This is a genomic window from Flavobacterium hiemivividum (genome assembly GCF_004349145.1).
GTDB classification, from domain to species: domain Bacteria; phylum Bacteroidota; class Bacteroidia; order Flavobacteriales; family Flavobacteriaceae; genus Flavobacterium; species Flavobacterium hiemivividum.
Genome location: NZ_SMFO01000006.1, coordinates 55,772 through 70,331 on the forward strand (window position 1 = coordinate 55,772; position 14,560 = coordinate 70,331).

General features: G+C 34.5%; 9 protein-coding genes. 2 read left to right on the forward strand and 7 right to left on the reverse strand.

The window, feature by feature from the left end; all coding sequences use genetic code 11:
• Positions 1-7 precede the first annotated feature (7 nt).
• Genes E0F98_RS09665 through E0F98_RS09675 form a run of 3 tightly spaced genes read right to left on the reverse strand, consistent with a single transcriptional unit; the run spans position 8 to position 5,129 of the window.
• Entirely contained in the window at positions 8-973 is a 966-nt protein-coding gene (locus E0F98_RS09665) for a glycoside hydrolase family 130 protein (RefSeq protein WP_132110893.1), read from the reverse strand.
• Between the two features lie 4 nt (positions 974-977).
• Complete coding sequence (locus E0F98_RS09670; protein ID WP_132110895.1) at positions 978-2,855, reverse strand: sodium:solute symporter family protein; 1,878 nt, start codon at positions 2,853-2,855, stop codon at positions 978-980.
• 6 nt (positions 2,856-2,861) lie between these two features.
• The gene (locus E0F98_RS09675) at positions 2,862-5,129 is read right to left on the reverse strand and encodes a GH92 family glycosyl hydrolase (RefSeq protein ID WP_132110897.1); all 2,268 of its coding nucleotides are present in this window, start codon (positions 5,127-5,129) and stop codon (positions 2,862-2,864) included.
• Positions 5,130-5,591: 462 nt separating this feature from the next.
• Between E0F98_RS09675 and E0F98_RS09680 the strand changes: the two genes are divergently transcribed.
• Positions 5,592-6,413, forward strand: coding sequence for a sensor histidine kinase (locus tag E0F98_RS09680; RefSeq protein ID WP_317126195.1), 822 nt, complete (start codon positions 5,592-5,594; stop codon positions 6,411-6,413).
• Between the two features lie 54 nt (positions 6,414-6,467).
• Entirely contained in the window at positions 6,468-7,178 is a 711-nt protein-coding gene (locus E0F98_RS09685) for a LytR/AlgR family response regulator transcription factor (protein WP_132110901.1), read from the forward strand.
• Between the two features lie 290 nt (positions 7,179-7,468).
• On the opposite strand, the gene E0F98_RS09690 is transcribed toward E0F98_RS09685, so the two are convergent.
• The 4 genes from E0F98_RS09690 to E0F98_RS09705 form a co-directional block, all read right to left on the reverse strand.
• Positions 7,469-9,382 carry a SusD/RagB family nutrient-binding outer membrane lipoprotein gene (locus tag E0F98_RS09690; protein WP_132110903.1) on the reverse strand — a complete coding sequence of 638 codons (1,914 nt, stop codon included), beginning with the start codon at positions 9,380-9,382 and terminating at the stop codon, positions 7,469-7,471.
• A 19-nt stretch (positions 9,383-9,401) separates the two neighbouring features.
• A complete protein-coding gene (locus E0F98_RS09695) occupies positions 9,402-12,524 on the reverse strand; it encodes a SusC/RagA family TonB-linked outer membrane protein (protein WP_132110905.1) in 3,123 nt (1,040 codons plus the stop codon).
• Positions 12,525-13,137: 613 nt separating this feature from the next.
• Complete coding sequence (locus E0F98_RS09700) at positions 13,138-13,827, reverse strand: SIMPL domain-containing protein (RefSeq protein WP_132110907.1); 690 nt, start codon at positions 13,825-13,827, stop codon at positions 13,138-13,140.
• Positions 13,828-13,880: 53 nt separating this feature from the next.
• On the reverse strand, positions 13,881-14,519 hold the full coding sequence (locus E0F98_RS09705) for a rhomboid family intramembrane serine protease (protein WP_132110909.1): 639 nt from the start codon (positions 14,517-14,519) through the stop codon (positions 13,881-13,883).
• Positions 14,520-14,560 lie beyond the last annotated feature (41 nt).

A 14,560-nucleotide genomic window follows, 5' to 3' on the forward strand; every position in this document is an offset into this window, starting at 1 on the left:
CTTAATTTTATAAACTATTATCTTTTGTAAACTGGATCACTTCGCTCAATCTACCAAATGCGATAGCCACAGAAGTGTCTGCTGCTCCGTAATATACGACTAATTTATCTTCCTTTTCGTCGTGTAATGCCGCACATGGAAACACCACATTTGGTACATCTCCTGTTGTTTCATAAATTTCTGCAGGACCTAATAAATAGGGTTGCGTTCTGTATTTGACCTTATCAGGTTGATTTTCATCTAGCAATGCTGCTCCCATTGCATAACGGAAACCATTACATGTATTTATAACACCGTGATAAATCATTAGCCATCCTTCTTTTGTTAAAATAGGAATTGGTCCAGCTCCAATTTTGGTACATTGCCACGCACTATCTACAAAAGGAGTTGCTTTCATAACGCAACGGTGCTCTCCCCAATATTTCATATCCGGGCTATAGCTGATGTAAATATCTCCAAAAGGAGTATGACCATTATCACTTGGACGACTTAACATCGCGAATTTTCCATTTATTTTCTGTGGAAACAAAACTCCGTTTCTGTTGAAAGGTAGAAAGGCATTTTCACACTGAAAAAATTCTTTAAAGTCGAAAGTATACCCAATTCCGATTGTTGGTCCGTGGTATCCATTGCACCATGTAATCCAATAGCGGTCTTCGATAAAAACCACACGTGGATCATATTTATAATCAGACTCAATCATTTCAGTATTCCCAGCTTGCATGACGATAGGATCGTGATTAATGTCCCAGTTGATTCCGTCTTTACTGAAACCAGCAAAAATATTCATTTGGACTGCTTTGTTATCGCATCGAAACACACCTGCAAAACCGTCTCCAAAAGGCACAACTGCACTATTAAAAATACTGTTTGATGATGGAATATCATATCTGTTTATGATAGGATTTTCAGTATAGCGCCACATCACATCTTGACAATTATCGGGCTTGTCTTGCCATGGAATTGTATTCATCGTTTTAATCTTTATATTTTTTAACTTTATCGAACCAAGTGAATTTTAAAATAACTGTAGTTATTATAAAAACCAATAACACCAACCACATTTTTGGATAATCTCTTATCAAGAAATAAATGGGTAACAAAATCATGCTGGATTGCCATACCACTCCTACCACACAATTTAACATATCACTCACAAAATCAGTGTTTTTATCAACCGTATTGTCATCTTTGTGCAACGCTTTATAAACTGGCCCCCAAAATCCCCAAGGTCTCACGTTTTTATAAAACTCTTTTAAGGTTTCCATTGAGGTTGCCGGAGTTAGTAATGTTCCTAGAAACGAACCTAACAAGGACACTATGAATATGAACGGGAACATATAAATTGCCGGAATTTGTGATACCTCATACAGCCAAGATCCTGGCTCGAAACTACCTTTATTATTATCTAATAAAAATTGAAGCGTTGCTATAAATAAACCGGCGGTCATTCCCCAGAAATAACCCCATCCATTAAAACGCCACCAAATCCACTTTAAAAAATTTGCTGCTACATAACCGCCATAAAGCGCACTAGTAATCCATAAAGTTATCGAGTTAATAGATCCCGCAAAGAATCCCATAATAACTCCCAAAATAACAATAGCAAACGAGGCAATATGACTTGCTTTTATATAATGCTTGTCTGTCGCTTCTGGTTTAAAATATTTTTTATAAATATCGTTTACAATATAAGCAGGACCTGAATTTACAAAGGCTGAAAACGTAGACATAAATGCCGCTAAAAGCCCTGCTAATAATAATCCTTTTAGACCTACAGGCACATATTCATTAATTACTTTTGGCAAAATAATTTCTAAATCGGCTAAACTCAAGGTATTTGAGGCTGCCATTTCTGGCGCTAAATGCACTAGCGCAAGAACTACAACACCACCAATTAATAAATAACGTGGAATAAACAGTACTAGGTTTGTAAAACCACTCATGTATGCTGCTTCTTTTACTGATCGTGTGGATAAAATGCGCTGCATATCATAACTCGGTGTTGGACCAGCAATACTTGCAAAAAAACCTTTAAACAAAGACATACCTATAAAAGCACCAAACATTTTATATCCTTGCGTGTCAATAAGATTATTAAACGCTTCAAACTTGCCAGTCCACGAACCTTCTAGTTGACTTGAAAATAAGACATTAGACCATTCTGTCGAAATAACATGATTTATTTGAACATCAGTTACTGTGATAAAAGCATAGCCGGCGATTAAAACACCTGCGATAACCATAATCCCATATTGCAACACCTCAGTCGCTACTACAGAAAACATTCCGCCTTTAATGGTGTAAATCGTTGTCAAAAATATAATAAGGAGTGCATAATTTTGATCTGATGTTAGAAAGACCGCATCGTTTAGCATCAGCGTTAAATCCCATGGCAAAATGATGGTCATAAATTTACCTACACCTTCAAAGAAGTATGCTATAAATCCTATGGATGCAACAATAGCAAAAATAGCCACTACTAAGTGCGAAGCCCGACCAGATTTATCATCACCAAAACGTGTTAAAATCCATTCAGATCCCGTCATAATATTAGACCGCCTTATCCAAGCTGCTAAGAAAATCATGATAAAAATTTGGTTCCAAATAGGCCACATCCACATGAACATAAAACTCTTTACGCCATATAAAAAAAGGATACCAACCATCCAGGCTGTTCCGGAGACATCAAACATTCCCGATCCATTACTAAGCCCTAAGTAGTACCATTTGATACTTTTCCCACCCAGGAAATAAGAATCTAATCCTTGGGAAGCTCTTTTTGAAATCCAAATTCCAACACCCAAGGTTAAGGCGATGTAAATTGCAATAATTGCAACATCAATTATATTCATTTTCCTTTAGTTTTTAGTTTGTTGTTGCGCTTTGTCTCTTATTCCCCAATTTTTATTGGGTTTATTCCCCATAACAAAATGCAACGTACCGCCTTTTAAAATATCTTGATGTGACAATGTCGTTTTATTAAAAGGTTTTCCGTTTAATGTAGCTGATTGTATGTAGAAATTATTATGCGAAACATGTTTAGCTTCAATCACAAACGTTTTATTTTCTGGAAGATTAATAGTTGATTTTTCGAAAATTGGACTTCCTATTTCATACTCGCCCGAAGCAGGATTCATAGGATATAAACCAATAGAACTCAAAACGTACCAAGCACTCATTTGTCCGCAGTCTTCATTACCACTTAATCCATTTGGCGTTGTATTGTATTGGGTATCCATAATATGACGCGCCCAATATTGTGTACGCCAAGGTTGATTAGCATGATTGAACATATAAGCGATGTGGTGACTCGGTTCGTTACCATGCGCATATTGACCAATAAGTCCTGTAATATCAGCAGAAACATTATCACCTGTAATTTCAGAACTCTCTGTGAATAGTTTTTCTAAACGACCTGCAAATTGCTCGTTACCACCATGAATTTCAATTAAATTATCCACTGCATGCGGTACAAACCAACTGTGTTGCCAAGCGTTACCTTCAGTATAATCAGTTTGTTCTCTATGGTTCGAATGTTTAGGATCGAAAGGTGTATTCCACGATTTTCCATCAACTGATTTTCCGCGCATAAACCCACTTTCATTATCAAAAAGATGTTGGTATGCTTTAGATCGATTTAAGAAATACTGATAATCAGCCTCTTTACCTAGTTCTTTGGCCATTTGAGCCACACACCAATCATCATAAGCATATTCTAAAGTAATAGTAACTGATTCATCTATTAAACTATAAGGTATAAACCCGTATTTTTTATAATAGATAAGTCCTCGGTCGTTTTTCATCATGGTGTTTTTCATCGCTTCAAAAGCTTTTTCAGCATCAAAGCCACGAATTCCTTTTTTATATGCTTCTACAATTACTGGAATCGAATGATATCCTGTCATCGTGTTAGTTTCGTTTCCGTATAATGTCCAAACCGGTAATGTTTTTTTAGTTTCGTAATAGGCTAACATCGAATTAACAATATCAGAAACTCTATCAGGAGCAATTAGCGTTAACAAAGGATGCTCCGCTCTAAAGGTGTCCCAAAGTGAAAGTGTCGAATAAGCCGTGTAATTCTTGGCAGTGACAATACTGTCCTTTTCTAATCTAAACTGTCCGTTTTTATCACTAAAAGTTACTGGCGCTACTTGTGCATGGTATAATGCAGTGTAAAATATAGTTTTTAAAGAATCTACCGGAGTCTCGACAACAATGTGCGATAAAGCCGAATTCCATAATTTATTAGCCGCTTTCTTCGTGTCTTCAAAAGTAGCGTCTGCTGGATCTAAATTGTCTTTGGCATTAGCTACACTTACAGAAGAAAGGGCTACTTGAACGTTTAACTCCTTAGTATTAGCAGCGTCAAAAAATAATTGTGCCGAAGTCTTAGGTGCTTTGACTGAAGCTTCTTTGGTAATTTCACCACTTTGATACAAATTATGAGTTGCTATTGGTTTTGAAAATTTGGCAACAAAAAATACTTTTTGGTTGTTAGCCCAACCTTTGCTGTGACGGTAACCGCTTATCGTATAATCATCTTCTACTTTTAAGGAAGTTTCAACAGCTTTATCCCAGTTGATGGCAAACCCTAAATCAATAGCTACCGCTTGTTTATCACCTTCTTTAAAGGTGTATTTATGAAAAGCAGTTCTTGTCGAAGTAGTAAGTTCTACATTAACATTGTGGTCTTCTAAGAAAACTTGATAGTAACCTGGGGTCGCTTTTTCGTTTTTATGGCTGTAAGACGATTTGTAAGCGATGCTATCTCGCGAAGTTGCCTTTACAGATAAATCTACTTCTTTGTTTACTGGCATAAAAATAATATCAGCTAGATCTCCAATACCCGTTCCGCTCAAGCTCAAATGACTGAAACCAATCGCTACATCATCTGAATAGTGGTAACCTGAACACCAGTCCCAAGCACTCACTCCGTTTACCGGACTTACTTGTAACATTCCAAAAGGAACAGTCGCACCTGGATAGGTATGTCCGTGTCCTCCGGTTCCAATAAATGGATCCACATAACTACTTAGGTCTGTAATCTCATTCCCTTTTTCTTCTGCAGTTTTATTACAGCTTATTAGTAGAGCAGCGGCTAGAATAATTAGATACTTATTTTTCATGATTCTATTTTAATCTGATTTATTAAATGCTTCTTGTGTATAAAAATTCTAAAATAATAATGAAACTATTAGCTATTCCTGCTTCTCGGGTGATAAGCGTTTTTTAGCAAAAAATAAATTCAAAATAACTTCAATTGATAAATTTTCATAAATTTAGCCGAAATTAAAATAAATTTAGACGTACGACACCTTAAGTCTCCTGAACATCATAAAAAATATTTTTTAATGAACTATACATCTAATCGATTACACAAAATATCGTTTTGGCATCACATTATTTTTTGGTCTGTCTATTTTCTTTTCAATACTTTTAGATGGGGAAGTTACTTTAATGACTACTTATATTCTTTAAAAACAAATCTTCTGGGATTCCCTATTCATATTATTTTATGTTATTTCAATATTTATTTCCTGATGCCAAAATTCTTGTTCAACAGAAAATATTTTTTGTATTTAATTCTAATGATATCTGCGCTTTTTTTAATGGTGGTTATCAAGTTTAATCTTACTTATTTCTTAATAAGCACTAATGTCTGGCCCGAGGGACCGCACACCATAACCAAGCTATCATTAAATTACAGTATTGATATGATGTTGGGCGAGCTGTATGTCATCACTTTTGTTACCGCCATTAAAGTAACCTTAGATTTTCTTAAAGAACATAAAAGGGTTGCCGATCTTGAAAAAGCCCAATTAGAAACAGAACTACTGTTTTTAAAATCACAGATATCCCCACACTTTTTCTTCAACACACTCAATAACATTCACTCCTTAGCGCTCGAAAAGTCTAACAAAACACCAAAAATTATTTTAAAGCTTTCAGAGTTAATGCGATACCTACTTTATGAAACAAAACTAGAACGACAATCTTTAGAGAATGAAATACTTTGCATTCAGAATTATTTAGATTTAGAAAAAATTCGCCATGATGATTTATTGCGTATCAATATGACTATTTCGGGTGATATATTGGATAAGGAAATAGCGCCCATTTTATTGCTGACTTTTGTCGAAAACGCCTTCAAACATGGCGTAAATAAAAACATCGGAATTGTTAAAATCGATATTGACTTTACTATCATTAAAAATTTCCTTTACTTTACCATTACAAATCCACTACCTGCCGTATCACAGATCAAGAGCAGTCTAGATCAATCTAGCGGAATAGGCTTGGAAAACGTAAAAAAAAGATTAATATTAGGCTACGATCAGCAAGAATATGATCTTAAAATAAGTACTGATAATAACATATTTACCGTCATATTAAAAATAAAAGTAAGTTAAAGAGTATACCGTTATTTCACATAGATTAGGCTCTCATTTTTTAAATTAATACGTATGAAACTTAAATTTTTAATTATTGACGACGAGCCATTAGCTGTTAATGTCATCAAGAATTATTTACAACAAATAGAAAACGCTGAAATAGTAGCGACTTTTAATAATGCTATTGATGGATTGAATTTTTTAAATAACAATACTGTTGATGTAATCTTCCTTGATATTAATATGCCTATTTTGGATGGACTAAATTTTATTAAAAGTTTAAAAGAACCACCTCTAATCATCATTACAAGTGCCTACACCGAGTATGCATCTGAGAGTTTTAACCTTGACGTTCTTGATTATTTAGTAAAACCAATAGAGTTCCCAAGGTTCATGAAGGCTTTAAACAAAGTATATAGCCGTTTAGAAAGCAACAAAGTTGCAGTAGACACTAATAAAAAACGTCCCTTTATTTTCATTAAAATCGATAAGAAAAAAATGAAGAAGATTTTTTTAGACGAAATATTAGTTATCGAATGCCTTAAAGACTATTTAAAAATAAATACCATCAATGGTAAATTTCTTATTCACAGCACCCTATCTGATTTTACAGACCAACTGCCGTCTGGAGAGTTCATAAGAATTCACCGATCGTACACGATTGCCATTAATAAAATTGATACTGTAGAAGGTAACAGCCTTGAAATAGATGGAATGCGCTACACCATTGGAAGATCGTATCTGGAAGAGGTCAAGGAAACGATTTTAAATTCTTCTCTTTAATTCTACAAGACGATTCTATTAATTCATTTACTTTATAAATCATCCAAAAAAAAACAGCAATTAATTGCTGTTTTTTTTTAGCCCCTATGTCTTATTTCCACTTTAGTGATAATTTTCAAACACAAAAACACTTGCAAATTAGAGATGCAAGTGTTTAAATATTTTAACTCGATCTTCTGAAAATGAGAAGAAGTTTTATGAAACTAATTTCATAAAACTTCTTCAAATTCAATACATAGCAACTTAGAAAAGCTAGTATGTATTTTTAATAATTATCTATAAAAACTAACTTACTGTTGTTTTGCCCACCACAATGGAGTAAATACAGAATCAGGACCACCTAATTTACCTAAAGCTTGCTGATATCCACCGGGAATATTACTACCAAAGTTAGAAGGATATTTTAAACGCTGTCCATAAAACTTAATACTGTTAGTCATGTAATTAGCCGTTGTTAAAGCAGGCATGTCTGTCAACGGCGTTTCAATAGCTGGGTTTTCGAAAAATGGCAAACCAAGTCTTCTATGATCACTCCAAGTTTCTAATGGCAACCATGGCGTTTGAGCAATAAACTTCTGAGTTATAATCTTAGTCAAAAGGTCATTTTTCACAGTTCCATTTTTATATATATTATTTACAGGATACTTCATGTTATAAGTTCCTGTAGCATTAGTATATCCATCTTTAAACGTCATTACTACTGTTGCTGGTGGCTCTGCTGTATGTCCCCAACTAACAGAAGTTCCAACTCTGCTGTAATCTTGCGAAGCCAAATAAGTACTTAATTGTCCCGAAACACCATTGTAAGCAAAACTAGCAGCAATTCCTTGCTCGTAAGCAGATTGTCCGCTCATAGGTACACTCCAACCTCTTACTGCTGCTTCAGCAATTAAGAAATAAGATTCCCATGACGCAAAGAAAATTCTTTTATTAGAGCTATTTCTATATTTGTTGGCTAAACGAGGTAATGTCCCTGTGTAGGCATAAATATTATTTTTAACTCCTTTAGCTCCCCAATTTCCACCAACATAAGCATTCCAACTGTAAGCAGCGTCAATTTCTTTTACAACTTTATTATCAGCATCTACTAACGTTCTTTTAGTCGTTTTCGCTCCGTTCGTCCAAGATGGGTAGGTATTAAATTCTGGGTTGTTAAAATCCCCTGGGATTGCATACAAATCGTAAGCTCTTGGATCAATCGTATTGTGCAAACCGTCAAAGAAAAACCCAGCCGAAGGATCATTTGTTAACGATGTAAAATGGTTCTCAAATTTAAGCCCCATATAATTTGCAGGCTTAATATATGAAAGTTTATCTGCAGACAACATATTCGCAGAAGGAACTCCACCTAAACCAATCATTAAGTTGTTTAGGGTTGCTGATATTTCATGATCCCACCACTCTCTTGTCATTACACCAGTATAATCGTTGTAACCTGCAACTTCCTGTACCGCGAAGTTATCAGAAGCATCTTTGATGTATACATCAGCTACAGCAGCTTCAAACTCTTGTTTTGCTTTAGCTGCATCTACTTCTGACAAACGCATCGCTAAACGCATTCTTAGAGAGTTACCATACTTTTTCCATTTTACATAATCGTATCCATAAGCTGGATCTAATTTTTTCAATGAATTGTCTGCATTATCAACGCTAAGATCTAACGCAGTAGTAGCTTCTGCTAATTCTTGCAACATGTAATAATATACCTCTTTCACATCACTGTATTCTGGATTTGAACCTTGAAATCCATTCACTGGAATCGGTCCGAAATTATCACTCATTTCGCTCATCATATAGGCGCGCCAAATTCTAGCAACTTGTTTAAGATTTGCAGTATAAGGTCTAGCTTTACCAGCTTCCAATTGCTCATCTGCAATTTTAATACCTGCATTAATATTTCTTAACCAAGAAGAAACATAATTATTATAATATTGACTGGTCCAGTCATCATTTGAAGAACCTTCAGATAAAGTTCCTACTCGAGTCATTCTTCCTGCATCATCCCAATACAATACAAAAACACGTTCTGCGATGTTTGGGTCTTGCTGTGCTCCTCCGATAGAACTATTGATAAAATATTCTATTTGTACTTGATCCGCATTTGCTGCAGTCGGGTCTACGTTAACCTCTTCAAAATTGGAACAAGACAGGGAAGTTGCTAACACGAGTCCCATCAAGCTTATATTTCTTATTATTTTTTTCATAACTAATTTGCTTTAAATTTTAGAAACTTAATGATACGTTAAAAAACACACTACTTGTTGTAGGTGATGACAAATACTCAAAACCTGTTGCATTTGTACCTGTTGCAAAAACAGACTCTGGATCAATACCGTTTAAGCTGTTTTTTATCATCCAAACGTTATTTGCAGACAATCCGATCTTAGCACTTTGAATACCTGTAGCTCCTAACCAGTCTTTTGGCATGGCAAAGTTTACGTTAATATTTCTCAAACGAATATTAGTTGCATCATATATATTAGCCTCATTAATACCTAAGTTACCTGTTCTAGCAGTTATTGCCTCCCAGTATCTTTGTGCAGAAACTGGTAAAGTATTTGCTGTAAATCCTCCAGTTCCATTACTAACAACTCCATCTACAATAAGATCATTTCGTTCACCATTAACAACAGTAACGGCAGCATTTCCAGATTCTTGTAGTGCATGATTTGATCCTGAAAATATTTCACCACCAAAGCGCGCGTCAATCAAGAAACCAAAGGAAAAGTTTTTATAAGTAAATGTATTAGAAAAACCTAGCATAGCATCTGGTTGTTGCGAACCTAATTTAAATTTCTCACTTGAGGCGATAGGCAATCCATTACCATCCACAATGATTTTTCCAAAATTAGGACTTGTCTTATCTTCTACTCTTGAGTATCTAGTTCCCCAAATTTCACCATAACCACCTCTTTCAACTGCCAAAACAGCTAAATTATCAAAACCACCTAAACGGAATTGTGTTACATCATCTGCTAAACTTTCGATTGTGTTTCTGTTGTGAGAATAGTTTAAACTTGACTCCCAATTGAATCCTTTTGGATTGTGAATTACTTTTCCAATAATTGACAGTTCAACACCTTTATTTTGAACATCTCCAGCGTTAACTTTTTTAAAATTGTATCCACTTAATGGATCTAAAGGCAAATCGATTAATTGATTAGTAGCGTTAGACTGATACCAAGCAAAATCTAATCCTAAACGATTTTGGAAAAAACGAACTTCTAAACCAAGTTCTTTAGATTTAATTAACTCACTTTTTACCTCAGGGTTGAAAAGTGTTTTATTTGATCCTGCAGTAGTATTATTATTTGCATCGTTTCCTATTGAATAATAATTATACAATTGGTAAGGATTCAAGTCATTACCTACAGTAGCATACGACGCTCTAAGTTTACCAAAACTCAACCAAGCAGGTAACTCAGCACCTTGTTTAGTCAACATATCAGTTACTACAAATGAAGCACTTATAGATGGATAAAAGAATGATCTGTTTTCTTCACTTAAAGTAGAAGACCAATCATTACGCCCTGTAAAATCAAGGAAGGCATATCCATCATAATTAATTTGGAAAGTTCCATAGATAGAATTTGTTCTTCTTTCGCTTGAACCTTGTCCTATTGACGGGCTATTTACGCCATTGTTTAATGAAAACAAGTTGGGAACAACAAGATCTCCAGAACTACCATTAAGGTAATTAGATTTTCTTGCCATTAAATTTCCTCCAAGAGTTGCAGCAGTACCGAATTTACCTACAACGTCATCTTTGTTTGCAAGTAACAAGAAACTATAATTTGTTTCAATGAACGAATCTTTTCCAAAACTGTAGCGACCTGTATTATTTCCTGGACTACCTGAATACAATTTAGCTTCGTTTGTAGTGTCGTATAAATCGGCTCCCGCTTTAACTTCAGAACTCAACCAATCGTTAACTTGGTATTTTAATGAACCATTTAATAAGAAACGATCTCTTGTATCTGTACTTAATCTATTTTTTGCTGACCAATATGGATTTTCAGAGTTTTCGGCAACAAACCATCTCATTTTTCCGAATTCATCACTAGCATCTCTGTACTCATTAACATCTATTGACGCTGGCATTTGAGCAATAGTACCAAACGCATTATTTACATTACTACCGTTTAAAGGTCTGTTACCAGCCTCCATATTAATGTACTGCACTTTTACATCGGAAGTCCATTTTTTATTTTCACCAAATTTTGAAACTGCTCTGGTCATCAAATTCAGTCTTTGTAAAGTTGCTCCAGGAATATTACTATCATCTTTTAGATAGTTAACTGATGAATAAAGTGATGTAGCATCTGAAACTTGTTGTTGAAACGACAAACTATAAGTTTGATTGAAACCACCTGTGTAAAAGTTTCCTATATTATCATGAGAACTTAATCTTGTAGTATTACCGTTAAAGTCAACTACTTCTTGTCCAGCAATTTTAGGCCCCCAACTTGTACGGGAATCATTTCTAAAAACGCCTTCACTACCTTGACCAAAAGATCTTTGCGTTTCTGGCTCTAAAAACAATCGTTCAAATCCTGTTGTTACAGAAAAAGTAATACCTAAACCTTTTCTTGATTTACCGGTTTTTGTAGTAATTAAAATCACACCATTTCCTGCACGTGAACCGTATAAGGCCGCTGCAGAAGCTCCTTTTAAAACGGTCATTGTTTCAATATCGTCGGGATTTAAATCACCTAAACCGTTACCTAAATCCTGAGAAGGATTAAAGAAGTCATTATTATCTGCTCCAGTAAAGTTATCCATAGGAACTCCATCCACAACAATAAGCGGCTGATTATCACCTGTAAGCGAACTATTACCTCTTAAAACAATTTTTGAAGAACTTGCAGGTCCGTTACTTCCTTTAATAACCTGTAATCCAGAAATTTTTCCAGACAAAGCATTTGCTACATTAGTTTCTCTTGCTTCAGTAAGACTCTGTCCTTTCAATTCTTGCACAGAATATCCTAAAGATTTACGGTCTCTCTTAATACCAAGTGCCGTTACGACAACTTCATCCAGCTTACTAATATCTTCTATAAGTGAAATATTAATAGTACCTCTTCCATTAACTTGAGCTACTTGCGACACAAAACCTATATAAGAAAACTCTAAGGCCGTCTCATTATTAGGAACATTTATACTATAATTCCCATCAAAATCTGTAGTAGTCCCATTTGATGTTCCTTTAATAACGATACTTACACCTGGCAGTGCAACTTTCGTAGCCGAATCTACAACAACTCCCTTTACAGTTGTTTGTGCATTCATACCATAAGTACATACCATACATAGTACAAACAGCAATCTGATTACTTTTTTTGTCATAATTTGTTATTTCTTTGATTAGTTAAGTTAAATTAACAACATTAAACATTATCTGATGAAATATTTTCGACTAACAACAATTTTCAAGATGAGTTGGTTCAAATTTTGTTAATTATGTTAAAATACCAGCTTCATTCTTAACATAGAATTAACTTAAAAAATCATTTAAAATAGTAGGTAGAAATTTAATTGTAACAAAACATTTAAATTAAAAAATTACAACGAGCTAGCTCAGAAACAGATCGCATGCGTCATACGTATGAAAGATATTGTCTGAAAACAGAAAAGCAAACGGTTATAAATTCGTTAGTTAAACTTGAATAACGGAACTACTTTTTTTATTTTACATCTAAAATAAAACCAATTTTAACAGATACTTAAACATAAAATAAAACGGCAAAATGACGCTTTATTTTCTTTATATTTCCTGCTGTTTTAGAGCAAATTTCAAACAAAAAAACACTTGCAATTTTTAATCACAAGTGTTTTTTTTTTTTTATTTTTAATAACCGACAAACGAAAAGATGGTTTATGAAATGAACTTCATAGAATCCATCCTATTCAATTTGGAATGCTCCGTAAATAAAATTTGTTTAATTTTAAAAAGTTAAAATTATTCTAATATAAAACTCACGCTTACATTTGCAGTTATCGTGATTTCACCTTCAGCCAGCGTCTCTCTTGGAGCCGAGCTGTCTTCCATAGCCATCGATTTCATTCTTGCATAAATAGGCTGTGGTTGGTAGTTTTGAGAGTTGTCTGATACAGTCATCGCTTTGCCTACTTTTTGCCCCAATACAGACACATAGTCTTCTGCTTTGAGTTTAGCGTCTTTCATCGCTAATTTTCTAGCTTCTGATTGGTGTTGTGCTAATTTTGAAGATTGGAAAACCACATTATCAATTCTATTGATTCCCTGATTCACTAGTCCTTCCATCAACTCATCGTACTGCGATAAATTTCTCAATAGAATTTCAACGGTTTGCGTCGCATTATAACTCGTTTTCTTTTTCTCATAGTCATAAACTGGATTCAATGAAACACGCTGGGTTCTATAATCAGCTGGTGCCAAATTCATCTTTTTAATGATTTTAAGAACCGCTTCCATTTGTTGGTCATTTTGCTTTTTTACGTCCTTAGCATTATTCCCCTTTGTTTCCACAGTCGCTGTAATAGTAGCTTGGTCTGGAACAACTTTTACCTTTCCTTCTCCTGCAACACTGATTTGCGGAACTTGTTTGATTTCTTGTGCGTATGACATGGTCATCAACATCATCGACAGAGCTATTAGCGCTTTTTTCATTTTGATTTATTTTAATTAATTTATGAAGTATTTACCTTTCAAAAGTTGTGCCACTATAGTTTTCCCATTTTTGCCATCACAAAAAGAATAATTATTGGAATAGTAAGTAACACCACCATAAAAGTATGATCAACCACTAAACTTGGATTAGAAATCAGAGTAATCAAATACCCTCCGATAGCGCCTCCAAAATGTGCTGTATGTCCAATGTTGTCATTCTTAGCTCTCATTCCGTAGATAGAATACAGTAAATAAAGGATTCCGAAAAGATAAGCTGGCATTGGAATTATAAAAAAGATACCTAACATCATATCGGGCTGTAATAATATCGCCGAATATAAAACACCCGTAACAGCTCCCGATGCTCCTACTGCTCTATAATTATAATCGTCTTTATGAAATAATATGGTCAATAAACTTCCGAAAACTAAACTTCCTAAATAGATAATTACAAATGACAAACTTCCTAAATAACCAATAACTACGGGAGCGAAAAAGTAGAGCGTGATCATATTGAAAGCTAAATGCGCTATGTCAGCATGAAGAAAACCGGAGGAGATTAGTCGAATTTGCTCACCAGCGCGAACACTTCCCATATGGAATTCATATTTTCTAAAAAAAGATAAGTCATTAAAGCCTTTAAAGCTAAACAATGCATTTGCAATAATTATTGCAATTAAAATGGTATTCATAAAGTCTGTTTATTGTTATTTACAAATGTAGTAATTCTCAC

Coding starts and splice junctions, on each gene's coding strand:
- E0F98_RS09685 (WP_132110901.1), top strand. CDS start 6,468: ATGAAACTTAAATTTTTAATTATTGACGACGAGCCATTAGCTGTTAAT.
- E0F98_RS09665 (WP_132110893.1), bottom strand. CDS start 973: ATGAATACAATTCCATGGCAAGACAAGCCCGATAATTGTCAAGATGTG.
- E0F98_RS09680 (WP_317126195.1), top strand. CDS start 5,592: ATGATATCTGCGCTTTTTTTAATGGTGGTTATCAAGTTTAATCTTACT.
- E0F98_RS09675 (WP_132110897.1), bottom strand. CDS start 5,129: ATGAAAAATAAGTATCTAATTATTCTAGCCGCTGCTCTACTAATAAGC.
- E0F98_RS09705 (WP_132110909.1), bottom strand. CDS start 14,519: ATGAATACCATTTTAATTGCAATAATTATTGCAAATGCATTGTTTAGC.
- E0F98_RS09670 (WP_132110895.1), bottom strand. CDS start 2,855: ATGAATATAATTGATGTTGCAATTATTGCAATTTACATCGCCTTAACC.
- E0F98_RS09690 (WP_132110903.1), bottom strand. CDS start 9,382: ATGAAAAAAATAATAAGAAATATAAGCTTGATGGGACTCGTGTTAGCA.
- E0F98_RS09700 (WP_132110907.1), bottom strand. CDS start 13,827: ATGAAAAAAGCGCTAATAGCTCTGTCGATGATGTTGATGACCATGTCA.
- E0F98_RS09695 (WP_132110905.1), bottom strand. CDS start 12,524: ATGACAAAAAAAGTAATCAGATTGCTGTTTGTACTATGTATGGTATGT.